This is a genomic window from Kitasatospora sp. GAS1066B (genome assembly GCF_041262605.1).
Lineage (GTDB): Bacteria > Actinomycetota > Actinomycetes > Streptomycetales > Streptomycetaceae > Kitasatospora.
The window spans coordinates 65,970-89,497 of sequence record NZ_JBGCCO010000025.1; the positions used below are offsets into that span (position 1 = coordinate 65,970).

Genomic DNA, 23,528 nt, shown 5'->3' on the forward strand with positions numbered 1-23,528 from the left:
TAGGAGCCACGGACATGCAGGACATCGCCGAGCAGTTGCAGGCCTGGCACGCCTCCGGGCGCTCCTTCGCGGTGGCCACCGTGGTCGGCGTCTCGGGCAGCGCGCCGCGCGACCCGGGCGCGGCGCTGGCCGTGGACGCGGACGGCGAGGCCGTCGGCAGCGTCTCGGGCGGCTGCGTCGAGGGCGCGGTGTACGAGCTGTGCCGGGAGGCGATCGACTCCGGCCGACCGGTCCTGGAGCGCTTCGGCTACAGCGACGAGGACGCCTTCGCGGTCGGGCTGACCTGCGGCGGCATCCTGGACGTCTTCGTCCAGCCGGTGGTCCCCGGCGCGGATGCCGGGCTGGACGCCGGGATCACCTACATCGCCTCGGGCACGCCGGTCGCGCTGGTCCGGGCGATCGAGGGGCCTGCCGGGCTGCTCGGCGCCACCGTCGCGGTGACCGCCGGCACCCATCACGGCACCCTCTCCCCCGGCGGCCCGAGCACCACCGGGGCGCTGGAGCGCTCGGTGGTCGCCGAGGCCCGCGCGCTGCTGGACGCCGGCAAGACCGCCACGGTGACCCTGGCGCTGGACGGCCGGCCCTGCGACCCGACGGCAGCCAGCACCGTCACCTTCTTCGTCGAGTCCTACGTCCCCAAGCCGCGGATGCTGGTCTTCGGCGCGATCGACTTCGCCGCCGCCGTGGTGCGGATCGGCAAGTTCCTCGGCTACCACGTGACGGTCTGCGACGCCCGGCCGGTCTTCGCCACCGCACGGCGCTTCCCCGAGGCCGACGAGGTGGTGGTCGACTGGCCGCACCGCTACCTGGACTCCCAGCTCGAGGCGCTGGACGGCCGAACCGTGCTGTGCGTGCTGACCCATGACGCCAAGTTCGACATCCCGCTGCTGGAACGCGCGCTGCGGCTGCCGGTCGGCTTCGTCGGCGCGATGGGCTCGCGCCGCACCCATCTGGAGCGCAACGCCAAGCTGCGCGACGTCGGCCTGAGCGAAGCCGAGATCGCCCGGTTGCGCTCGCCGATCGGCCTGGACCTGGGGGCCCGCACGCCCGAGGAGACCGCCGTCGCGGTCGCCGCCGAGATCGTCGCCAGCCGGCGCGGTGGTGGCTGCCTGCCGCTGTCTTCCGGCGCCGGCCCGATCCACCACGACCTGCAGCGCGCCGACGCCGGCGCACCGAAGGCCTGGCGGGTCGCCTGACCCGTCCGACCACGCCTGACCACGCCTGACCCATGCCTGACCCATGTCCCACCCACGCCTGACACTGCGTCAGTACCCAGCGAACTCCCAGGAAGCCGCTCGTTCACGGCAGCCGGCTTCGAATGTCCCGCCCGGATGATCTCTCCGGGCGGGACATTGCATGTTCAGGCCCAGCGAGAGGGGATGATGGCCCGGTGCAAAACGCAGATCAGTTCGGGTACGCCGACGCCGCCGGCCCACCACCGAGCTCACCGACCTCACCGACCACGCCGACCGCCGATCCCTCGGAGACCGAGAGACTCGGGCGCGCGGTACGGGAGGCGCAGGCCGGCGACGAGCAGGCGTACCGGCTGGTCTTCCGGACCGTGCAGCCGCTGCTGCTGCGGTACCTGCGGGTCATGGTCGGCGGGGACGGCACGGACGCGGAGGACATAGCCTCCGAGGCCTGGCTGCAGATAGCCCGGGACCTGCACACCTTCCAGGGCGACGGCGACGGCTTCCGGGGTTGGGCGGCGACCATCGCCCGGCACCGGGCGCTGGACCACCTGCGGGCCCGGCGGCGCCGGCCGACCGCCGATCTGCCGGTGGAGGAACTGCTCGACCTGCCCGCCCGCGACGACACCGAGGGCAGCGCGCTGGCCACCATGGGCACCCGCGAGGCGCTGGACCTGATCGCCGGGCTGCCCAAGGACCAGGCCGAGGCGGTCTTGCTGCGGGTGGTGCTGCAGCTGGACGCGGAGAGCGCGGCACGGGTGCTCGGCAAGCGGGCCGGCAGCGTCCGGATGGCCGCCCATCGGGGCCTGCGCAAGCTGGCCAAGCTGCTGGACTCCCCCGCCACCGTGCCGGTCCAGCGGGGTCCCTCGAGGCGGCTCGAAAAAAAATCCGCCGAAGGTGTGACACAGCCCGGAGCTTCGACGCTGAAGGACATGAGATGAGCACCAACCGATCCCGTCGGATCGACCGCGACGCCGCCGAGCAGCTGCTGGCCGGCGCCGTGGACGATACGCAGGGCGGTCTGGACGCCCTCTCCGGATTGCTCGCCGCCGCGGCCGCTCCTGCCACGACGCGTGAACTGGCCGGGGAGGAAGCGGCCGTGACCGCGTTCCGGGAGGCCGCCCGCCTCACCGCGCCCCACCAGAACGCCGTGCCGCACCAGAACGCTGTGCCCCACCAGAACAACACCGCCCCGTCCCTGTCCCGGGCCACCAGGTCCAGCACCAACTCGCCCGCCTCGTCCAAGCCCCGGAGTCGCCCGATGGCCAGCTGCGCACCGCAGAGGTTCCGCGTGCCCACGCGGTTCCTCAGTGCGAAGGCCGCCGCGGCAGCGTTCGCGGTGACGGCGATCGGCGGGGTCGCGGTGGCGGCCGGGACCGGGCACCTGCCGGCCGCACTCGGCGGACCCGGCCTCTCGGGCAGCACCGGGCGCGCCGACAACACGGCCGCCACCGGATCGGCGTCGGCCGCCCCGACCAGCAGTTGGGCCGGTCAGGCCGCCGGGCAGCTGCCCGGTACCGGTCGAGCCTCCGCCGGCGCCCGGCCGCTGCCCGGCGGCTCGAGCACCGGTCCGAGCGGTGGCGCCGCGAGCAGCGGGTCCACCCGCGGCGGTACGGACGGTGGCAGCACGCCGGCCACGGCCGATCCCTCGGGCGCCGGGCAGTCCGGCAAGGGCGTGCCGCCCGGGCAGCAGGCGACCGGCGGGGCCGACATCCCGTCGATCCTGCTGCCGCTCTGCCAGTTGTGGCCGGGCACCAGCCAACCAGGCGCCGCCGACTCCCGGTTCGAGCCGCTGACGCGCGCGGCGGGCGGCTCGGACCGGGTCCGCACGTACTGCGCCGCGCTGCGGAGCGAGAGCGGCAAGCAGACGTCGGGGACCTCCCCGCTGCCCGTGCTGCCGGGCGGTACGCCCACCGCGGCCCACCCGCCGACCCCCGACCCCGGCACGTCCACCGCGTCCCCGCCCGGCGGGGACGGCCACGGCCACACCCCGCAGGGGCAGGCCATCGGCGGCAACGGCCCAGGGGGGTCCTGAGCCGCACCGAGCAGGACCAGTAGTACCCCTCAGACTCCGGGACGGGTGGTGGCTTCCCCGGGCACACCACCCTCCCGGAACTCCGGCGGCCCCGACTGTGCATGAGTTTCGGTCGCCGGTGCCGACGGGGTGACGGACTCCCCCGGGTCCGTCACCCCGCGGCGCGAGTTCGGGCCCGGCCAGGTTGGGGTCGGCCGGGCCGGGTCCGGACTCGCCTTCGCCGCTCTGCCCTGCCTGCGCTCTGCTGAGCAGAGCCCTGACGCCCGGGTATCGCTCACACCCTGCCTGCCCTGCCCGACCGGCGAGGAACTCGCCGCCGGTCCCGGCCGGTTGGCCGCGCGCCGACCGTCTGCGGCACGGCCGACCCACCCGCAGGTGACGCTCCATCGCGCTACGTGTAGGGTGCGCTGAGGAGTTCGAACGGGGGTGCGCTCAACGGCACTTGTGGAGGTCCGGGGGATATATTGTCATGCCCTTGACATAGACACGGAGAGTCGATGCCCGAGCACCTCCTGCACCAACCCGGTTCGGCCGGCGAGCACCGCCTGCAGCAGGCGTACGGTTCCACCGAGCGCGCCGAACGGTTCTACCGGGACCAGGTGTTGGACCACCTCAACGCGCGGATGCGGGAGTTCGTCGCCCGCCAGGAGATGGCCTTCGTCGCCAGTTCGGACGCCCACGGCGAGTGCGACGCCAGCTTCCGGGCCGGACCGCCCGGCTTCCTGCACGTGATCGACGAACGGACCCTGGCCTACCCCGAGTACCGCGGCAACGGCGTCATGGCGAGCCTGGGGAACATCAGCGAGAACGGCCACGTCGGGCTGCTGCTGGTCGACTTCGTCCATGACCTGATCGGCCTGCACGTCAACGGCCGGGCCCGGATCGTTTCGGACGCCGCATTACGCCCCGCGGCCCCCGGGCTGCCACTGGAGACCGCCCCCGGCCGAAGGGCCGAGCACTGGGTGCTGGTCGACATCGAGGAGGCCTACCTGCACTGCGCGAAGCACATCCCCCGGTTCATCCCCGCCCCCCGCACCCGGGCCTGGGGCACCGACGACGTACGACGCAAGGGCGGCGACTTCTTCGGCGCCAAGGAAACCAGCGGACAAGGAATCTGACCCAGCGTCATCAAGCCATGACTGATCAGAACGACAACCTCACCCTGATCTGCGAGAGCTTCGCGCTGGTCCAGCAGCACGCGGACAAGCTCACCGGCCACTTCTACGCCACCCTCTTCCTGCACCACCCCGAGGCCCGCGCCCTCTTCCCGCCCGCCATGGACATGCAGCGTGACCGGCTCTTCCGGGCCCTGGCGGGCGCGGTCCGGATGCTCGACCGGCCCGCCGAACTGACCACGTTCCTCCAGCAGCTGGGCCGGGACCACCGCAAGTACGGGGTGCAGAGCGCGCATTACGACGCGGTCGGCGCGGCGCTGCTGAGCACCCTGCGCCGGTTCGCCGGCGAGGCCTGGACGCCCGCCCACGAGCAGGCCTGGACCGAGGCCTACGGCCAGATCGCCGCGGCGATGAGCGGGGCCGCCGAGGCCGACGCCGCCGGCAGCCCGGCGAGTTGGCTGGCCGAGGTGGTGGGCCACGAGCAGCGCTCGGCCGACCTGGCGGTGCTGACCCTGCGCCCGGAGTCGCCGTTCCCCTACCGGGCCGGGCAGTACACCACCGTCGAGACCGCCCGCTGGCCGCGGGTCTGGCGCCCGTACTCGATCGCCAACGCGCCGCGCCGAGACGGCCTGTTGAACCTGCACGTGCGGGCCGTCCCGGCCGGCTGGGTGAGCAACACGCTGGTGCACCACACCCGGGTCGGCGACGTGCTGCGGCTCGGCCCGGGCCGCGGCGCGATGACGCTGCCCGAGCGGCCGGCCCGCCGGGTGGTCTGCGTGGCCGGCGGCACCGGGTTGGCGCCGGTGAAGGCGCTGGTCGAGGAGATGATCGCGCGCAACCGGCCGCTCACCCTGCACCTGTTCGTCGGCGCACGGCGCGAGAGCGACCTGTACGACCTGCGCAGCCTGCGGCAACTGGCCAGCGTCTTCCCCCGGTTGCTGCTGGTCCCGGTGGTCTCCGAGCAGATCGAGTACCCGGGCGTGGTGGGCCGGCTGCCCGAGGTGGTGCCGGCCCAGGGGCACTGGGTGCACCATGAGGTCTTCGTCAGCGGGCCCGACGACATGGTGGTCAGCATGGTCGAGCGGTTCCAGCGCGACGGCGTGCCGGCCGACCGGCTGCACTACGAGCTGAGCACCACGCCGGCCGAGCTGGACATCACCTCCGGACTGCTGGACGGCGGCGTCCCGCCGTTCCAGCAGCAGCCGCAGCAGCGCACCCGCACCGACGGCCCGTCGCGCTAGAACAGGGCGGCCCGGGTCAGCTGACGATCCGTCAGCCGGCGTTGATCCGGGCCGCCCGGCGCAGCAGTCCGGGCGAGATCCGGCCGGCCCAGCGCGCGAGCTTGGCCTCCACCGTCACGGGCACCACCGGCTTGCCGGTCCGCACCGCCTTGACGATCTCGGCCGCCACCTTCTCGGGCGGGAAGCCCCGGCGCGCGTAGAGCCTGGCCGCCCGGTCCTGCTTGGCCGTCTGCTCGCTCGCCGAGAGGCCGGAGAAGGTCGAGGTCCTGGTGATGTTGGTGTTGACGATGCCGGGGCAGATCGCGCTCACCCCGATGCCGCTGTCGGCGAGTTCGGCCCGCAGGCAGTCGGAGAGCATCAGCACGGCGGCCTTGCTGGTCGCGTAGGCGGCGAGCACCTTGGACGGCAGGTAGGCGGCCGCCGAGGCCAGGTTGACGATGTGGCCGCCCCGGCCGCGCGCCACCATCAGGGCGCCGAAGGCCCGGCAACCGTGGATCACGCCCCACAGGTTGACGTCCAGGACCCGCTGCCACTCCTTCTCGGTGGTCTGCAGGAAGGTGCCCGAGTGCCCGATCCCGGCGTTGTTGACCAGCACGTCCGGCACCCCGTGCTCGGTCGCCACCTGCTGCGCGAAGGCGTCCATGGCCGCGCCGTCGCTCACGTCCACCCGGTAGGCGTGGCCCGCGCCGCCGACCAGGGTGACCAGCTCGGCGGTCCGCTCGGCCGCCACCTGGTCCAGGTCGCAGACCACCACGGTGGCACCCTGCTCGCCGAAGGCCAGCGCGGTGGCCCGGCCGATCCCGCTGCCGGCGCCGGTGATCACCACCAACTTCTCGCCCGGGGCCGGTGGTTGGCCGGTGCTCTCGATCCGTGCGGTGAACTCGCGCACCAACCCCGCCACCACCGGGCCCTGTTCGAGCAGCGCGGACCAGTGGGTGGCGTTCAGCTCGCGCCGGGTCAGTCGGGGCACCCAGCGCTCCAGGCCCTCGGAGAGGAACGGGCTGACGTAGTGGTCACGGCGCAGCGTGATCAGCTGCACCGGGACCTCGGTGTGCCGCTCGCGCGGGTTGCGCAGCGTCGGGCGCATGTTCGCCCGGTACAACTCGATCCCGCGCACGGCATCCTGACGGATCGTCGGCTGGGGATGCCCGGCCCGTGGCCGCACGCCCTCCAGATCGCGCAGCACCCGCGGCCAGGCCCGGGCCAGGCCCAGCCGCCAGCCGGCGGGAGCCAGGAAGGGCAGGTGGAAGGCGGTGATGTACCAGGAGTGCGCGCCCTGGACCAGGAGTTGGCGCAGGTGCCGGGGGGTGGGGCGGCGCAGCCGGTACCGGATCCAGTGGCCCATGTGATCCAGGCAGGGCCCCGACATCGTGGTGTAGGAGGCCAGCCGGCGCTCGGCGCCGGGCTCGGTGACCGCCTCCCAGGACTGCAGCGAGCCCCAGTCGTGCGCGACCACGTGCACCGGGCGGTCGGGGCTGACCGCGTCGGCCACCGCGAACAGGTCGGCGGCCAGCAGTTCCAGGCGGTACTCGGCGCGCCCGGCCGGCACCGAGGACTCCCCGGCGCCGCGCACGTCGTAGCGGACCACGTGGTGGTCGGCGGCGAGGTCCTCGGCCACGTCGTCCCAGACCCGGTGGGTGTCCGGATAGCCGTGCACCAGCAGCACGGTGGGCGCCGCGGGGTCGCCCTGCTCGAAGACGGCCAGGTCGACGCCGGCGCTGTGCACCGTACGACGTGTCACCGGGCTCATGCGGCGGCCTCCTCAAGGCTCGTCCAGCGCCGCACGTGCGGCAGATCGTCGTCCAGCCAGTAGGCCTCGTCCTCGGTGACCACCAGCAGTTCCTCGAACTTGATACCCACCTCGCGGAACCCGATGTGCGGCTCGACCGCCCACAGGCCCGGCGTGGGCGCGTGCCGGGAGGCGCGGCCGTCGGCCCAGAGCGGGGAGCGGCCGTGCAGCCGCTCGCTGATCAGCTCCCGGCCCAGCGTCTGCAGGGTGCGCAGGCCGAAGCCGAACAGGTTGACGCCCTTGGGCGCGCGGCTGGTGTTGCGGGTCACCTGATGGCCGATCACCCGCCCAGGGTAGACCTGGTGGCGGTTGTCGTAGCCGTGCGCGGCGAGCTGGGCGTCCACCGCCGCGTAGACCTCGTCGAGCGGCTTGCGGGCCCGCACCTCGCGCAGGATCAACTCCCGGTAGACCCTGAGGTCCTGGGCGAGCCGGTCCCAGACCGGGTTGGCGCCGACCTTGCCGCCGTAGCCGATGTCGGCGGTGTAGCCGTCCACCACCGGGGCGCAGTCCAGCACGTAGGGCATGCCCTCCTGGAGCACCCGGGAGCCGGCGAAGAACTGCAGCGGGGTGTGGAAGTGCCGGAAGGCGGTGCGGTCGCCGAACCAGGCGAACGGCACGTGGAAGAAGTCGTCCACGCCCTCGGCCACCAGGCACCGGCGCAGCTTCTGGGTGGCCTGCCGCTCGGTCACCCCGGGCTCGATCCAGGCGGCGACCTGTTCGGCGCAGTGGTAGGCGAGTTGCTGGACCTCGCGGAACCGGTCGAGGTCGGCGGCGGAGTAGTCGAACGCCATCGGTCAGTCCTCCAGGACCAGGGTCTCGCCCTCGGCCGCGCGGGAGACGCACGGCAGCAGGGCACCGCTCGCGCGCTCCTCGGCGGTGAGCCGGCGGTCACGGTGTTCGGGGGTGCCGGCCAGCAGCTGGACCCGGCAGGTGCCGCAGAAGCCCTGGTGGCAGGAGTACGGCAGGTCGGGCCTCGCCTCGCGCAGCACGTCGAGCGCGGAGCGGTCGGCGGGGACGGGCAGCCGCGGTCCTTCCTGGCCGAGCTGGAGGGTGAACGGGCGGCCGTCCAGGATCGGGGCGGCGCCGAACCGCTCGTAGTGCAGGGCGGTGGCGGGTGAGGCCTCGAAGGCGGCTTGCACGGCGGCCAGCATGGGGGTCGGGCCGCAGCAGTAGACGGCGGTGCCGGGGCGGGCCTCGGCCAGCAGCTCGGCGCCGGTCGGCAGGCCCTCGGCGTCCTCGGTGCGAAAGCTCACCCGGTCGGGTGCCAGCGCGCGCAGTTCCTCGGTGAAGGGCATCGAGGCGGCGCTGCGGCCGGCGTGCACCAGGTGCCAGTCCAGGCCGCGCCGCTGGGCCTCGCGGGCCATCGGCAGCAGCGGGGTGATGCCGATCCCGCCGGCCACCAGCAGCAGCCGCGGCTCGCCACAGAAGGCGAAGCCGTTGCGCGGCCGACGGACCGTCAGGCGGGCGCCGAGGTGCAGTTCCTCGTGGATCTCGCGGGAGCCGCCGCCACCGTCGGCGATCCGGCGCACGGCGATCCGGTAGGTGGTGCGGTCGGCCGGGTCGCCACAGAGCGAGTAGTGGCGCTCGCGTCCCGAGGGCAGGATCAGCCGCAGGTGGGCGCCGGGCTGCCAGGACGGCAGGCGGTCGCCGGACGGGTCGGCCAGCCGCAGCTCGACCACCTCCTCGGCGACCGCCCGGTGTCCGGTGATCACCAGGGACAGCGGTGCCCGCGCCCGAGGCGCCGGCAGCCGCGGGTTGCGGCGCAGCAGCGGGCGGCCCATCGCCGGGGTGTAGAGGTCGCTGAAGGTGGTGACGGCGCGCATGAAGCGGTCCGGCTGCGGGCGGCCGTAGAGGTCCGGCGGCGGGTTGTCCACGTCCAGCTGGGTGGTGCGGCCGAAGACGGCGGTGGGTGCGGGCGCGGTCTCGCGCGAGGGCGTGCTCGGCTTCTTCGGGATCTTCTTCATCGGGTGCCCGTTCATCGGTCGGCTGCCTGGCGGCGTCAGCGGGCGGCGGCGCGGGCGGCCGGCGAGCTGGCGAGGTAGCTCAGCGCCTGCGCGCTGGAGCCCTCCTGGGTCGGGTGGTAGCCGCGCCTGAGGTAGCGCAGGCCCGAGCGCAGCGACGCCATCGGCTCCGGCAGCAGCCCGCGCCGGGAGATGTCCAGGGCCTCGCGCCAGGTCGGCACGAGCCGGCCGTCCAGCGTCGGGTCGGCGGCCAGCAGGAACCGCACCCCGCGCACCCACAGGTGCACCAGCAGCGGCCCGGAGACCGCCATGCCGCGCACCCGCCGCAGGTAGCCCGGGTCCAGGTGGGTCATCAGGTCGAACGCCACGCTGCGGTGCTCGACCTCCTCCGCGCCGTGCCAGCGCAGCAGGTCCAGCATCGTCGGGTCGGCCTCGGCGCGGTCCAGGCCGGGCGAGTTGAGCGCCCAGTTGCCGAGGAAGGCGGTGAAGTGCTCGATCGCGGCGACGAAGGCCACCCGCTCGATGATGTTCTCCCGGCGCTGCCGGGGGCCGAGCTTCGGCTTCTCCCCCAGCACCCGCTGGAAGAGCCAGGCGATCTGCCGCACGTACGGGCGCGGGTCGAGCCCCTGGGCGAGCAGGTGGTCGAGCACCTCCTGGTGGGCCTCGGCGTGGATGGACTCCTGGCCGATGAAGCCGAGCACCTCCTCGCGCAGCTGCTCGTCGGTGATCAGCGGCAGCGCGTCCTTGAACACCTTGATGAACCAGCGCTCGCCCTCGGGCAGCAGCAGGTGCAGCACGTTGATCGTGTGGGTGGCGAGCGGCTCGTCCGGGATCCAGTGCAGCGGCAGCCCGCTCCAGTCGAACGTGACGTCGCGCGGCTCCAACACGAGGTCGGCGTGCACCTCGGGGGCGGTTCTGGGCATGGGAGGACCCTCCTGACCTGCGGGGGTGGCGTCAGGACCTCAAACTACTGGCGGGTATCGCGGGCCACAAGGGTTTCGACCGTTCTTATCGACATCGAGTCTAATAAGCCGATCAAGGCCGGCCCTGGACCCGGACCCCGGAGGGGGCGGACACGCGGCGGGGCGGGCGACGCCCCGCGCCGTCACCCGCCCCTGCCGCGCACCCGCCCGACGGCTCAGCCCTGGGTGACCCCGCTGTGCTTGGCGCGCAGCCGCCACGGCATCCAGGCCGACTCCAACTGCGTGCTCAGCGACATCTTGGAGGTCCCGGCGACGCGCTGCCCGAAGCGGATCGGCACCTCGGCGATCCGCACCCCGGCGCGCGAGGCGAGGTACTTCATCTCCACCTGGAACGAGAAGCCGTTGGACTCGATCCGCTCCAGGCCGACGGCCGCCAGCGCGTCCCTGGACCAGAGGTTGAACCCGGCGGTCACGTCGGCGGCGGGCACCCCGAGGATCGTCTTGACGTAGAAGTTCGCCCACTGGGAGAGCAGCCGGCGGTGCAGACCCCAGGCCTCGTCCAGCGAGCCGCCGGTCGTGTAGCGCGAGCCGATGACCAGTCCGGCACCCCGCTCCGCGGCCTCGATCATGGGCGCCAGCGCCGTGGGCGGGTGCGAGAAGTCGGCGTCCATCTGGACCACCAGGTCGGCGCCGTCCTCGATCGCCTTGCCCATGCCGGCCCGGTAGGCCCGGCCGAGGCCGTCCTTGGTCGTCCGGTGCAGCACGTCGACCACGCCGGGGTGGGTGGCGGCGAGCTTGTCGGCCACCTCGCCGGTGCCGTCCGGGCTCCCGTCATCGACCACCAGGACACCGAGGCCCGGGACGTCCTGGCCGAGTATCTCCTGGACGATGCGCGGGAGATTCTCGACCTCGTTGTAGGTCGGGATCACCACGACGGTCTTGAGGGTCAAGGAACGCTCCGTTCAACGGGAAGGCAGTGGTCACGCGGTCGACTCCCAGGCGGTGCACCGCGCCGGCTAACTCACATATTCGCAAAGGCACATGAGAGCCGATCATGCCACCCCGGCCTCCCGGGCCCCGCGCCGCGGGCACCGCCGAACGGCCTCGGCTCCGCTCGCGGGCCCTCCGATCGCCACCTACCGTGAACGAGCCGGTACCCTCCGGCAGCGGAAGGAGAGAACAGTGATCACAGCGCGTGACATCATGCACCGCGGGGCCCAGTGCGTCGACGCCAGTCAGACGCTGATGGCGGCGGCCAAGATGATGCGGGACAAGGGCGTGGGCGCCCTCCCGATCTGCGGGCCGGACAAGAAGCTCAAGGGCATCATCACGGACCGCGACATCGTCACCCGATGTATCGCCGAGGGCAAGGACCCGTCGACCATGACGGCGATGGACCTGGGCGGCCACCTGCACTGCGTGCGCGCCGACGACGACATGGCGACGGTGCTCAAGAAGATGGAGCAGCACCAGATCCGCCGCATGCCGGTGATCGAGGACGGGATGCTGGTCGGCATGATCACCGAGAAGGACCTGGCCGACGCCCACAAGACGTCCAAGGGACTGACCGACAAGCAGATCATCGAGTTCATGGACAGCATGTTCGTCACGCACTGACGCGCTGTCACCCGGCGGTCGTCGCACGGGTGCGGGCCGGGTCCGGAGTTCCGGACCCGGCCCGCACCCGTGTCGCTGCCCGACCCAGGTCGCCTCAGGCCGCCTCAGGCCGCTCTACACCGCCATCGCGAGCATCAACGGGGCGGCCCGCTCGGCCAGCAGCTCCGCGGCCGCGCGCAGCCGGTGCGCGTTGTCGACCGGGAGCGACATCGCCAGGCAGCCCACCGTGCTGCCCGCGGTGACCGGGACGGCGGCGCAGACCGTGCCCAACGCGTACTCCTGGAGGTCCAGCATCGGGACGGTGGCGGGCTGCCGCTCCAGACGCTGCATCAGCTGGTCGGCGTCGGTGATGGTGCGCGAGGTGAGCCGGGCGATCGGATGCCGGGCCAGGTGGTCCAGGCGGCCGTCGTGGTCGAGCTGGCTGAGCAGGCACTTGCCGATCGCGCTGGCGTGGGCGGTGGCCTTGAAGTCGACCCACTCGTGGACGGCGGGCGCGTGCGCGGCCTCGGCCACCGCCTCCACCCGCAGCTCGCCGTCGTGGTAGCGGCTGAAGTAGACGGCGGCGCCCAGCTCGTCGCGCAGCTCGGTGAGCTTGTGCTGCAGCCGGATCCGGATCAGCTGCTCGCGGTTGTACTGGCCGAGCATCGCGAAGGTGCCGCCCAGCACCCAACCGCCGTCGCTCGGCTGCAGGTAGCCCTCGGCGCAGAGCACGCCGACCAGTTCGCGCACCACCGGCTCGGGCAGCGCGGTCTCCCGGACCAGGTCGGGCAGCCCCGCGCCGTAGGGGTGGCGGTCGGCGGCCTCCAGCACCCGCAGGGCTCGCCGCAGCGAGGTGTGCGGGCCGGACTCGCCCTGGTCCAGCATGATCTGATGACCTTGTCCGTGTGCCGGCATGGCCTCCCCTTCCGCCGTCCCCGGGTATCCTCCCCCAGCCTATCCACCGAGCCGTCGTCGTACCCGACGGTCGGGCGAGAATCCCGCAGGTGACGGCTATTGGCCGAATGGCATATGCCAGACGGTCGACCGGGGCGTGAAACAGGCGATGGGCCCCTCCCCCACTGCCCGGGGGGAGGGGCCCATCTGAGGGTGCGTCAGTCAGCCTCTGGTCCTACGCGTCCTGACGGAACCTGAGGGTGGTTCAGCCCTCATCGCCGGCACGGAGCTTGGCGACGGCCGCCTCCAGGCGGGAGCCGTACTCCTCGTCGGCGGCGTGGAAGTGCGCCAGGTTCTTCTCGATGATGTCCTCACGGCTGACCTGGGCCAGGAAGCCGGCCAGGTTGTCGATCAGGCGGCTCTTCTCGCCCTCGGACATCACCCGGTAGAGCTCGCCGGCCTGGAAGAAGTCGTCGTCCTTGGTGTGCGCCGGGGTGGTGTAGCTCCCGGTGTAGCCGTTCAGGGCGACCGGTGCGGCCAGCGCCCGGTCGGTCTGCGCCGGGCCGTCGTACGAGTTGGGCTCGTAGTTCTTGCCGCGGCCGGCCTTGTTGACGGCCGAGAAGCCGTCGCGGCCGTAGTTGTTCGCCTCGGTCGCCTTGGGGGCGTTGACGGCGAGCAGGGTGTGGTTGACGCCGAGGCGGTAGCGCTGGGCGTCGGCGTAGGCGAACAGGCGGCCCTGGAGCATCTTGTCGGGCGAGGGGCCGATGCCGGGCACGAAGTTGTTCGGCGAGAAGGCGGCCTGCTCGACCTCGGCGAAGACGTTCTCCGGGTTCTTGTTCAGGACCAGGCGGCCGACCTTGACCAGCGGGTAGTCGGCGTGCGGCCAGACCTTGGTGAGGTCGAACGGGTTGAAGCGGTACTCGGCCGCCTCGGCCACCGGCATCAGCTGGACGTAGAGGGTCCAGGACGGGAAGACGCCGCGCTCGATCGCCTGGTGCAGGTCGCGCTGGTGGCTGTCGGCGTCGCCGCCCACCAGCTCGGCGGCCTGGGAGCCGTCCAGCGAGCGGACGCCCTGGTTCGTCTTGAAGTGGTACTTGACCCAGAAGGCCTCGCCCGACTCGCTGACCCACTGGTAGGTGTGCGAGCCGTAGCCGTTCATGTGGCGGTAGGAGGCGGGGATGCCGCGGTCGCCGAAGAGCCAGGTGATCTGGTGGGTGGCCTCGGGGGCGTGCGCCCAGAAGTCCCAGACGTTGTCGGCCTCGGTGATGCCGGTGAACGGGTCGCGCTTCTGCGAGTGGATGAAGTCGGGGAACTTCAGCGGGTCCTTGATGAAGAAGACCGGGGTGTTGTTGCCGACCAGGTCGTAGTTGCCCTCGGCGGTGTAGAACTTCAGCGCGAAGCCGCGCGGGTCGCGGACCGCGTCGTTGGCGCCCAGGTTGCCGGCCACGGTGGAGAAGCGCAGGAAGACCTCGGTGCGCTTGCCGATCTCGGAGAGGAAGTCGGCGCGGGTGTACTGGGAGACCTCGTCGGTCACCTCGAAGTAGCCGTAGGCGCCGGAGCCGCGGGCGTGCACCACGCGCTCCGGGATGCGCTCGCGGTTGAACCGGGCGAGCTTCTCGATCAGCTGCTGGTCCTGGATGAGCAGCGGGCCGTACTCGCCGGCCGAGGCCGAGTTCTGGTTGTCGGCGATCGGGGCGCCGGACTCGGTGGTCAGGTTCTTGGGCATGGGGGTCCTTCAGGTACGAGAGTTGCTGGTCTGCAGACCTTGCAAAGCCACCGGAACGCGCTTGGCAAAGTCTGCAAAAGCCAAGAGAGGGAAGGTCAGACGCCCAGCAGGCGCCAGATCGCGGCGGCCCGCCGCGAGGTCTCGGTGCCGTCAGGGCCGTCGCTCGGCTGCAGCGCCGACACGGCCGTGGTCAGCTCCGCAGCGTCGGCCAGCGGGCGGACGGCGGTCAGCGTCCACGCCTCGGCCTCGGCCAGCCCGGCCTCGGTCAGCGCCTGCGCGGCCTCGGCGGCCGGCAGCGCGTTGAACCAGCGCAGCGCCAGGGCGCCGCGGCCGGCCTCGGTGAGCTTGCCGGTCAGCCGCAGCCGGGCCAGGCCGCCGTCCGGGTAGACGTTGATCCGCACATGGGTCACCGGACGGGCGGCGGACGACGCGCCCAGCCGCAGCCGGTGCCGGGTGTCCGGCTGCAGCCGGGTCCGCGGCAGCAGCTCGAACCAGCCCGCGGCGTCGGTCCGCGGGTCACCGCCGTTCGAGGCGTCGTAGCCCATCAGGTCGGCCCAGCCGGGAGCGTTGGCGACGAAGTGGGTGGTGTCCACCTCGACGGCAAGGACCTCGCCGCCCCCGGCCAGGGCGATCTGCACCCAGTCGTTGGCCTTGTCGCGCCGACGCCGGGTCTCCCAGCCCTCGCCCATGACGGAGGCGCGGCCGGGAGCGTTCAGGTTGTGCGGGGAGGAGAAGTACCGGTCCGAGGCCGCCTCGGCCACGCCGCCGTACTCCTGGGCGGCCAGGTCGAAGGTGAGCCCGTCCAGGTCGCGCGGGTCCGGCAGCACCTCGCCGTGCACCCGCAGCCGGGCCACGCCACCGTCCGGCCAGATGTTCAGCCGCACGTGGGTGTACCGGGTCGGGTCCTCGACCGCGAACTCGTGCGCGGTGTCGCCGCGCAGCGCGGTGCGCGCCACCAGGTCGGTCCACTCGGCCGCGGCCAGTTCCTCGACCGAGGGGATCCCGGGTATCGAGGCGGCCTGCACCGAGGCGGTCTCCGGGTAGTTGCCGGTGAAGTGCGCGGTGTCCACGATCACGCCGTGGATCCGGCCCGCGACGCCGAGCCGGACGATCGCCCAGTCGTGGTCCTCGTCGGTCGGGTGCGGCTGCTCGGCGCTGACGCCGCGGCGGCGCTTGCTCTCCCAGCCGTCCATGATCTGGCCCTTGTGGCCGAAGGTGTGGGCCCGGAACTCGGCGGGCTTGGCGACCAGCAGGTTCTCCGCGTCCGCGAAGGTGTCCTCGTTGGTGGCCACCACACCGGCGCCCAGCAGGCGGGAGGCCAGGTTGACCAGCTCGGTGAAAGGAGCGGCCGGGGTCTGACTGTCACTCATGTCGTCGTCGCTCCTCAGCGAGATCAGGGGTCAGCGGGTGCGCAGGAGCTGGCGGCCGAAGGGCTCGGCGTGCACGTCCACCACCCGGCCGCGCAGCCAGGTGGTGCGGACGGAGCCGGTCAGCGTCTTGCCGGCGTACGGGGTGACGGGGTTGCGGTGGTGCAGCCCGGCCGGATCGACCGAGAAGTCGGCATCCGGGTCGAAGGCGACCAGGTCGGCGTCGTGCCCGACGGCGATCGCGCCCTTGGTGCCGTCCAGGCCGACCAGCGAGGCCGGGCCACTGGACATCCAGCGCACCAGGTCGCCCAGCGTGTGGCCGCGCTTGCGGGCCTCGGTCCAGATCGCCGGCAGGCCCAGCTGCAGCGAGGCGATGCCGCCCCAGGCCTTGGCGAAGTCGCCGCTGCCGCCGTACTTCTGAAGCTGCTTCAGGTCGGGCGTGGAGGGCGAGTGGTCGGAGACGATGCCGATGAACTCGCCGCGGGCGAGCGCCGCCCAGAGCTGGTCGCGGTTGGACTCGTCACGGATCGGCGGGCAGCACTTGAAGGCGGTGTCGCCGTCCGGCACCTCTTCGGCGGCCAGCGTCAGGTAGTGCGGGCAGGTCTCCGCGGTGACCTGGACGCCGTCGGCGCGGGCCTGGGCCAGCAGCGGCAGCACCGCCGCCGAGGAGACGTGCAGGATGTGGACCCGGGCGCCGGTGCGCCGCGCGGTGTCCAGCAGCCGGGCGACGGCCGTCGTCTCGGCGTCGTCGGGGCGGGAGGCGAGGAAGTCGCGGTAGTGCGTGCCGGGTACCTGCGGGGCCGCGTCCAGCACCGCCGGGTCCTCGGCGTGGATGATCGCCAGCGCCCCGATCCGGGCCTGCTCGGCGAGCACGGCCGTCAGGTCGGCGGGCCCGACGTGCGGGAACTCGTCCACGCCGGACGGGGCCAGGAAGCTCTTGAAGCCGAACACGCCGGCCTGGTGCAGCGGTTCCAGGTCGCCGGTGTTGCCCGGGATCGCCCCGCCCCAGAAGCCGAGGTCGACCCAGGCCTGGCCCTCGGCGGTGCGCCGCTTGGCCGCCAGCCCGGCCACCGTGGTGGTCGGCGGTATCGAGTTGAGCGGCATGTCGATGATCGTGGTGACGCCGCCGGCCGCGGCGGCCCGGGTGGCGGTGGCGAAGCCCTCCCACTCGGTCCGGCCCGGCTCGTTGACGTGCACGTGGGTGTCGACCAGGCCGGGCAGCAGCGCGATCTCGCCGAGGTCGGTGAGCCGGGCGTCGCCTGCCGGGACCGAACCGTGAGCGGCGATCCGCGCGATCCGACCGTCCTGGACCAGCACGTCGGCCGGGCGCTCACCGTCGGGGAGGACCACGCGACGGGAGCGGATCACCGCGGTCGACTGCTGCATCAAGACCTCCGGACTCAACTGCTGCGGTGGGAGTGGCTCGGAGCCTAGGCCCGCCTTCAACAAAACGTCAATGTAGGAAAATACGATGAACGCTTGGGGACTTAACGACGCGGGGACTTCATGCCGGACCGCGCGTTCCTACCGACCCACGAGCAGGTCCCTGGCCAGCGTCTCCCCCGCCAGCTCGGCCAGCTCCGCCGCCTTGGTGATGCTGTCCCCCGGCTGCTCGGCCAGCTCGACCAGCGCGTACGCGGCCGCGAAGCCGGCCCCGCGCCACTCGTCCTCGGCCAGCTCGAGTCGACCGGCCACAGCGGCCACCGGAACCCCCGCCCCGGTGGCCGCCGCGGCTACTCCGGCGGGGGCCTTGCCATGGAGCGTCTGCGCGTCCAGGCATCCCTCGCCGGTCACGACCAGGCGTGCCCCACGCACGGCCTCGTCGAAGCCCAGCAGTTCGAGCAGCAGCTCGATGCCGGGCCGCATGGTGGCGCCGAGCAGGGCCAGGGCGGCGAAGCCGACCCCGCCTGCGGCCCCGGCGCCGGGGGCGTCACGGAAGTCTGTTCCGGTGCTCTCGCGCACCACGTCGGCCCAGCGGGTCAGGCCCGCCTCCAGCACCACCAGGTCCTCGCCCTCGGCCCCCTTCTGGGGACCGTAGACGGCGGTGGCACCACGGGCGCCGAGCAGCGGATTGTCCACGTCGCAGGCGACCACGACCTCCACCCCGCGCAGCGTGTCGGCCAGCGCGCCCGGATCCAGGCGGTGCAGCCGGCGCAGGGCCGCACCGCCTGGCGGGAGCTCGGTGCCCTGGGCGTCGAACAGGCCGACGCCCAGCGCCTGGACCATGCCCGCGCCACCGTCGGTGCAGGCGCTGCCGCCCAGGCCCAGCACGATCCGCTTGGCGCCCAGCTGGACCGCCCGGCCGATCAGCTGACCGACCCCGAAGGAGCCGGCCGCGAGCGGCGCGGTGCGTCCGCCGGGCAGCCGGGCCAGGCCCGAGGCCTGGGCGAGCTCGACCACGGCGAGATCGCCCTTGACGGCGATCGCGGCGTCCACCGGCAGACCGGTCGGACCTGCCACCTTCGCCGGGATCCGGACGAAGCCGGCCGCGAGGGCCGCGGCCAGGGTGCCCTCGCCGCCGTCGGCGACCGGCAGTTCGCGGACCTCGACGCCGGGGACCACCCGGCGGATGCCGGCGGCCAGCCGGGCGGCGACCTCGGCGCCCTCCAGGGTGCCCTTGAACTTGTCGGGAGCTACGACCACATGGCCCTGAGTGGGGGTGGCGGGCATGGTGCTGGCCTCACTTCCGGGATGAGCTGATGGTCTTTCAATCATGCGGACTCACACCCGCCGAAGCGGGGTGCGACCCCCTCCCCGCCGTTCCTCCCGTCCCGCTTCCGACGTACGGGAGGCTCCCCTCGGCGAGGGAGGGGGCCGGGCGGCGCGTCGCGCACGACCGAAGTGCGCTTGCGCCGCCGGTTGGCACGACCAGCAGGCGAGGGAATATGAGCCCCACGGTCGCCTGCTGGTCGAAAGTGCCCTCCTGGTGACGCGGGCACGACCGGACAGGTACACGCCACCAGGAGGAGTTCAGTGGTAACCCTGCGGGTTACTTGACCTCGCGGCCCGCCAGGCGCTCCACACCGCGCAGCAGCGCCGAGTGGTCCAGCGAGCCGTCACCGTTGGCGCGGGCCGAGGCGACCAGCTGGGCGACGAGCGAGCCGACCGGCAGCGGGGCCTCGACGGCGCGCGCGGCGGCCGTCACGATGCCCATGTCCTTGTGGTGCAGGTCGATCCGGAAGCCCGGGGCGAACTCGCGGTCGACCATGTTGGCCTTCTTGCGGTTCAGCACGGTCGAACCGGCCAGGCCGCCCGCGAGCACGTCCAGCGCGGCCTGCAGGTCGACGCCCGCGTTCTCCAGGAAGACCACGGCCTCGGCCACCACCTGGATGTTCACGGCCACGATCAGCTGGTTGGCCGCCTTCACGGTCTGGCCGGCGCCGGCCGGACCCACGTGGATCACGGTGGTGCCCAGCACGTCGAAGAGCGGCTTGGCCTCGGCGAAGTCCTCGGCCGCGCCACCGACCATGATCGAGAGCACTGCCTCGATCGCGCCGGCCTCGCCGCCGGAGACCGGGGCGTCCAGGGTGCGGACGCCCTTCTCCTTGGCGGCGGCCTCGACCTTGATCGAGGTCTGCGGGGTGATCGAGGACATGTCGATCACCAGGGCGCCGGCCTTCGCGTTCTCCAGCACGCCACCCTCACCGAGGATGACCTGCTCGACGTGCGGGTCCGCCGGGACCATGGTGATGACGACCTCGGCGTCCTTGACGGCCTCGGCGATGCTGCTCGCACCGTGACCGCCGGCCGCGACCACGGCGTCGATCGCGGACTGCTCCAGGTTGAAGCCGGTGACGTGGTGGCCGGCCTTGACCAGGTTGATGGCCATGGGCTTGCCCATGATGCCCAGGCCGATGAAGGCGATCTTGCGGGAGGCGCTCATCGCGTCAAATCCTTTTGTACGAGGGGAGATTGTCCGATGGGTCAGCTGGCGCGCAGCTCGCGCGGCAGCCACCCGAAGCTGTCGGCGCTGACGCCGCCCGCGGGCTTGTACTCCAGGCCGATCGGACCGGTGTAACCGGCGGCGGTCAGCCGGTCCAGCAGCGCGGCGAGGTCGAGGTCGCCGGTGCCGGGCTCGTTGCGGCCCGGGTTGTCGGCGATCTGGACGTGGCCGATCTTGTCCGCGTGGGCGTCGATGACGGCGTTCAGGTCCTCGCCGTTGACCGACAGGTGGTAGAGGTCGCAGAGGAACTTGGCGTTGCCGAGCCCGGTGGCGGCGTTGACCCGGTCGACCACCTCGACGGCGGCCTTGGCGGTGTGCAGCGGGTAGTCGGGCGCGTCGTTCCGGTTCAGCGCCTCGATCAGCAGGACCGCGCCGATGGAGTGCGCGGCCCGGGCGGCCAGGACGAGGTTCTCCAGCGCGAGCGCGTCCTGCTCCTCGGCGGAGACGCCCTCGGTCCGGTTGCCGTAGATCGCGTTCAGCGCACCGGCGCCGAGCGACTCGGCCAGCGCGGCGGCGACCGGGACGTTGGTGCGGAAGCGCTCGCGCTCGGCCGGGACCGAGGCGGTGCCCTTGGCGCCCACCGAGAGGTCGTCGAGGAAGTTGAGGCCGGTGAGGCGGACACCCGCGTCGCCGAAGGCCTTGCGCAGCGCGTCCAGCTCGGCCTCGGCGGGGGTCGTCTCGGTGCCGAAGGGCCACCAGAGCTCGGCCGCCGTGAAGCCGGCGGCGGCAGCCGCGGCGGGGCGCTCCAGGAGCGGGAGCTCCGTGAAGAGGATGGACAGGTTGATCGTGGCGCGTCCATTCACAGACGCGTACTCGGAAGCGGCCGTCACGTCCCTCACCTTTCAGTTCACCATCATCACAACTTCCATGATGCGGAAGAGGGATTCTGCTTGGTGGAAGCTTGCCACGAGTACCCGAGGAAGTGTCAAGGGCAATGCAACAGTTTGTTGAATCTCTTTCGCCCAACCGGTGCCACGGACCACCCGCTCGCTACAGTGACCTGGTGCGATTGATGGTGGAGTTCACGACAGAACCGTTCGAACTGGTCAACTTCCCGGACCACGCGGTCGCGGCCCGGCGGGTGGTCGACGAGGCGGGCCTCGCCGTCTCGGTCGGCCCGTTCGGGACCAGCGCCGAGGGCGACGCCGAGCAGGTGCTCACCGCGGTGACCCGACTGCTGCACGACTCCCTGGACGCCGGCGCCAGCCGGATCTCGTTCCAGGTCAGCGTGGTTCCCGATGCCGAAGCCGGCCCCGAGACCCCCGAAGGAGTGGGTACACCGTGACCGACGCCCTGGAGCACCCGCTCAGCCGAGCGATAAAGCCGCTGCTGGACGCGGTCGGGGCGACCGCCCTCGACCTCGCCGAGGCGAAGCCGGACGACGTGGTCCTCGAGTGGGACGGCGAGGCGGCACTCGCCGTCCGCCTGCCCCACCTGAGCAGTGCGCTCGACCGGCTGCTGGCCGAGATGACCCGCCAGTTCGACGGCCGACCGCTCAGCGAGCTGGACCGGCTGGAGAAGCAGCGGGTCGTCGCCCTGCTGGAGGAGCGCGGCGCCTTCACCGTGCGACACGGTGTGGAAACCGTCGCCTCCGCGCTGGGCGTCAGCCGCTTCACGGTGTACAACTACCTCAACCGTCAGGTGGACGGACCGAAGAGCGGCTGACACCCCGGCCGACCAGGCAATTCTCACCGAGGGACGAGTCCGGCACACTTGGCGGATCGCACACGAAAGCGGTCGGCGAGCACCGGCGGTTCGAAACGTAACCACCAAGGCTTCAACAAAGTGTTGACGGCCGGGGGTGGTGGATCTAGCTTGTGCGGGTGGCACCACTCTTCAGGAGGTCCACCCGTGACCAACCACCCTCACGCGTCAGTTGACGCACCCGGCGCCCTCGGGGCGCTGGCGGCGGCCCCGGCCGCCGAGCTGGAGCGGACTCTGTTGGAGGTCTGCTCCAGCCCCACCTGGGCCGCCGCCGTCGCCGGCAGCCGGCCCTGGTCCGACCGCGACGCCCTGCTGGCCGCCAACGCGGCCGCCATGGCGGACCTCGCGGTCACCGACCTGGACGACGCGATGGCCGGCCACGCCCGGATCGGCAAGCCCAGGACGGGCGACGCCACCTCGGAGCGCGAGCAGGCCGGCATCCACGGAGTGGACCAGGCACTCCTCGATGAACTGCACGAGGCCAATGCCGCCTACGAGGCGAAGTTCGGCCACGTGTTCCTGATCTGCGCCACCGGGCGCACCGCGGCCACCATGCTCGCCGCACTGCGCGAGCGCTTCCCGAACGACGCGGCCACCGAGGCCGAGATCGTCCGCGGCGAGCTGCGCAAGATCAACGACATCCGGCTCAACCGCCTGCTGGACGAGCCGGCCGTCTGACCTACCGACGCACCGTCGGCCGGCTGTCGAACCATCAGCTGACGATCCGTCACTCCTGCCACCAGTAAGGTCACTTCCGCCATGACTGGCATCTCCACCCACGTGCTCGACACCAGCCTCGGCCGCCCGGCCGAGGGTGTGCCGGTCGAGCTCGCACTCAACACCGAGGGTGGCTGGACGGTGCTCGGCACCTCCGCCACGGACTCCGACGGCCGGGCCAAGGACCTGCCGGCCGTGGAGGCGGGCTCGGTCGTCCGGCTCCGCTTCGACACGGCGGCGTACTACGCCGCCAAGTCCAGCGAGACGCCGTTCTTCCCCGAGGTCTCGATCGTCTTCACGGTCGCGCCCGCGCAGCACCACTACCACGTGCCGCTGCTGCTGAACCCCTTCGGATATTCCGTCTACCGCGGAAGCTAGACAGCAAGGAGCCGACGATGGCCCACGTGCTCGGTCAGAACCAGTACGGCAAGGCGGAGAACCGCATCGTCCGGGTCTACCGTGACAGCACCCGTCACGAGATCAAGGACCTGAACGTCTCGGTCGCCCTCCAGGGCGAGTTCGAGGACGTCCACCTCACCGGCTCGAACGCCAACTGCCTGCCCACCGACACCACCAAGAACACCGTCTTCGCCTTCGCCAAGGAGCACGGCATCGAGTCGGCGGAGGCGTTCGGCATCACGCTGGCGCGCCACTTCGTCGACAACACCGAGCGTGGCGTGGTGCACAGCGCCCGGATCCGGATCGAGGAGTACACCTGGAACCGGATCAAGACCCCGGACAACACCTCGCGTTTCATCGGCTCGGAGGAGGTCGGCCACTCCTTCGTCCGCGACGGCGGTGAGACCCGCACCACCGAGATCGTGTACGACGGCGAGACCGTCCAGGTGATCTCCGGTCTCAAGGACCTGGTCGTGATGAACACGACCAACTCCGAGTTCTGGGGCTACATCAAGGACAAGTACACCACCCTCCAGGAGGCGTACGACCGGATCCTTGCCACCCAGGTCACGGCGCGCTGGAAGTACTCCTACAGCGGCCGCGAGGACGAGGCCCAGCCGAACTGGAACCGCTCCTACCAGCACGTGCGCCGCCACATGCTGGAGGCCTTCGCCGAGACCTACTCCTACTCGCTGCAGCAGACCCTGCACGCGATGGGCACCCGGGTGCTGAACAACCGCGCCGAGGTGGACGAGGTCCGCCTGGAGCTGCCGAACAAGCACCACTTCCTGGTCGACCTGTCGCCCTTCGACCTCAAGAACGAGAACGAGGTGTACTACGCCGCCGACCGGATGTACGGCCTGATCGAGGGCACCGTGCACCGCGACGGCGTCACCCCGGTCATCCCGGTCGTCTGACACCTCCCGGC

Annotated in this window: 22 protein-coding genes and 1 pseudogene; 11 read left to right on the plus strand and 12 right to left on the minus strand. The window is 72.2% G+C overall.

All coding sequences use genetic code 11. The features are described from left to right. Positions 1-14 precede the first annotated feature (14 nt). From ABH937_RS26180 to ABH937_RS26200, 5 genes are all read left to right on the plus strand, one after another. Complete coding sequence (locus ABH937_RS26180) at positions 15-1,196, plus strand: XdhC family protein (protein ID WP_370219677.1); 1,182 nt, start codon at positions 15-17, stop codon at positions 1,194-1,196. A gap of 194 nt (positions 1,197-1,390) precedes the next feature. After that, positions 1,391-2,131, plus strand: a complete 741-nt coding sequence (locus ABH937_RS26185) for an RNA polymerase sigma factor (RefSeq protein WP_370146168.1) — start codon at positions 1,391-1,393, stop codon at positions 2,129-2,131. Next, positions 2,128-3,225, plus strand: coding sequence for a hypothetical protein (locus tag ABH937_RS26190; protein WP_370219678.1), 1,098 nt, complete (start codon positions 2,128-2,130; stop codon positions 3,223-3,225). Before ABH937_RS26185 ends, ABH937_RS26190 begins: the two co-directional genes overlap by 4 nt. Positions 3,226-3,722: 497 nt before the next feature. After that, on the plus strand, positions 3,723-4,343 hold the full coding sequence (locus ABH937_RS26195) for a pyridoxamine 5'-phosphate oxidase family protein (RefSeq protein WP_280691539.1): 621 nt from the start codon (positions 3,723-3,725) through the stop codon (positions 4,341-4,343). Between the two features lie 17 nt (positions 4,344-4,360). Beyond that, on the plus strand, positions 4,361-5,581 hold the full coding sequence (locus tag ABH937_RS26200) for a globin domain-containing protein (protein ID WP_370219679.1): 1,221 nt from the start codon (positions 4,361-4,363) through the stop codon (positions 5,579-5,581). Between the two features lie 31 nt (positions 5,582-5,612). Here ABH937_RS26200 and ABH937_RS26205 read toward each other — a convergent pair whose 3' ends face one another. From ABH937_RS26205 to ABH937_RS26225, 5 genes are all read right to left on the minus strand, one after another. Further along, positions 5,613-7,331 (minus strand): SDR family oxidoreductase, encoded by a 1,719-nt coding sequence (locus ABH937_RS26205; RefSeq protein WP_280691541.1) that lies wholly within the window; start codon positions 7,329-7,331, stop codon positions 5,613-5,615. Beyond that, positions 7,328-8,161: a M24 family metallopeptidase gene (locus tag ABH937_RS26210; RefSeq protein ID WP_370219680.1), complete on the minus strand. Its 834-nt coding sequence runs from the start codon at positions 8,159-8,161 to the stop codon at positions 7,328-7,330. Before ABH937_RS26210 ends, ABH937_RS26205 begins: the two co-directional genes overlap by 4 nt. A 3-nt stretch (positions 8,162-8,164) precedes the next feature. Beyond that, positions 8,165-9,349 carry a 2Fe-2S iron-sulfur cluster-binding protein gene (locus ABH937_RS26215; RefSeq protein WP_370219681.1) on the minus strand — a complete coding sequence of 395 codons (1,185 nt, stop codon included), beginning with the start codon at positions 9,347-9,349 and terminating at the stop codon, positions 8,165-8,167. 20 nt (positions 9,350-9,369) lie between these two features. After that, positions 9,370-10,254 carry a metal-dependent hydrolase gene (locus ABH937_RS26220; RefSeq protein ID WP_370219682.1) on the minus strand — a complete coding sequence of 295 codons (885 nt, stop codon included), beginning with the start codon at positions 10,252-10,254 and terminating at the stop codon, positions 9,370-9,372. Between the two features lie 215 nt (positions 10,255-10,469). After that, complete coding sequence (locus tag ABH937_RS26225) at positions 10,470-11,204, minus strand: polyprenol monophosphomannose synthase (RefSeq protein WP_280691545.1); 735 nt, start codon at positions 11,202-11,204, stop codon at positions 10,470-10,472. Positions 11,205-11,436: 232 nt separating this feature from the next. On the opposite strand from ABH937_RS26225, the gene ABH937_RS26230 reads away from it, so the two are divergent. After that, positions 11,437-11,871 carry a CBS domain-containing protein gene (locus tag ABH937_RS26230; RefSeq protein WP_280691546.1) on the plus strand — a complete coding sequence of 145 codons (435 nt, stop codon included), beginning with the start codon at positions 11,437-11,439 and terminating at the stop codon, positions 11,869-11,871. A gap of 114 nt (positions 11,872-11,985) precedes the next feature. On the opposite strand, the gene ABH937_RS26235 is transcribed toward ABH937_RS26230, so the two are convergent. From ABH937_RS26235 to ABH937_RS26265, 7 genes and pseudogenes are all read right to left on the minus strand, one after another. After that, the gene (locus ABH937_RS26235) at positions 11,986-12,738 is read right to left on the minus strand and encodes an IclR family transcriptional regulator (protein WP_370146179.1); all 753 of its coding nucleotides are present in this window, start codon (positions 12,736-12,738) and stop codon (positions 11,986-11,988) included. Between the two features lie 271 nt (positions 12,739-13,009). Continuing rightward, positions 13,010-14,470, minus strand: coding sequence for a catalase (locus ABH937_RS26240; RefSeq protein ID WP_370219683.1), 1,461 nt, complete (start codon positions 14,468-14,470; stop codon positions 13,010-13,012). A gap of 308 nt (positions 14,471-14,778) precedes the next feature. Continuing rightward, positions 14,779-15,840: pseudogene (alc, locus tag ABH937_RS26245) on the minus strand (allantoicase); the annotation flags it as partial. Positions 15,841-15,870: 30 nt separating this feature from the next. Further along, complete coding sequence (gene allB / locus ABH937_RS26250) at positions 15,871-17,223, minus strand: allantoinase AllB (RefSeq protein WP_280691549.1); 1,353 nt, start codon at positions 17,221-17,223, stop codon at positions 15,871-15,873. Positions 17,224-17,361: 138 nt separating this feature from the next. Continuing rightward, positions 17,362-18,507: a glycerate kinase gene (locus tag ABH937_RS26255; protein ID WP_280691550.1), complete on the minus strand. Its 1,146-nt coding sequence runs from the start codon at positions 18,505-18,507 to the stop codon at positions 17,362-17,364. Positions 18,508-18,826: 319 nt separating this feature from the next. Then, positions 18,827-19,720, minus strand: a complete 894-nt coding sequence (locus ABH937_RS26260) for a 2-hydroxy-3-oxopropionate reductase (protein ID WP_280691551.1) — start codon at positions 19,718-19,720, stop codon at positions 18,827-18,829. Positions 19,721-19,761: 41 nt separating this feature from the next. After that, positions 19,762-20,619 carry a TIM barrel protein gene (locus tag ABH937_RS26265; RefSeq protein WP_370219684.1) on the minus strand — a complete coding sequence of 286 codons (858 nt, stop codon included), beginning with the start codon at positions 20,617-20,619 and terminating at the stop codon, positions 19,762-19,764. A gap of 173 nt (positions 20,620-20,792) precedes the next feature. On the opposite strand from ABH937_RS26265, the gene ABH937_RS26270 reads away from it, so the two are divergent. The 5 genes from ABH937_RS26270 (at position 20,793) to pucL (ending at position 23,517) form a co-directional block, all read left to right on the plus strand. Next, positions 20,793-21,065, plus strand: a complete 273-nt coding sequence (locus ABH937_RS26270; protein ID WP_280691648.1) for a thiamine-binding protein — start codon at positions 20,793-20,795, stop codon at positions 21,063-21,065. After that, the gene (locus tag ABH937_RS26275; protein WP_370219685.1) at positions 21,062-21,445 is read left to right on the plus strand and encodes a helix-turn-helix domain-containing protein; all 384 of its coding nucleotides are present in this window, start codon (positions 21,062-21,064) and stop codon (positions 21,443-21,445) included. Before ABH937_RS26270 ends, ABH937_RS26275 begins: the two co-directional genes overlap by 4 nt. 186 nt (positions 21,446-21,631) lie before the next feature. Next, positions 21,632-22,162, plus strand: a complete 531-nt coding sequence (uraD, locus tag ABH937_RS26280) for a 2-oxo-4-hydroxy-4-carboxy-5-ureidoimidazoline decarboxylase (RefSeq protein WP_280691554.1) — start codon at positions 21,632-21,634, stop codon at positions 22,160-22,162. 81 nt (positions 22,163-22,243) lie between these two features. After that, entirely contained in the window at positions 22,244-22,579 is a 336-nt protein-coding gene (gene uraH, locus ABH937_RS26285) for a hydroxyisourate hydrolase (protein WP_280691555.1), read from the plus strand. Positions 22,580-22,596: 17 nt separating this feature from the next. Next, positions 22,597-23,517: a factor-independent urate hydroxylase gene (gene pucL / locus ABH937_RS26290; RefSeq protein WP_280691556.1), complete on the plus strand. Its 921-nt coding sequence runs from the start codon at positions 22,597-22,599 to the stop codon at positions 23,515-23,517. Positions 23,518-23,528: the final 11 nt, after the last annotated feature.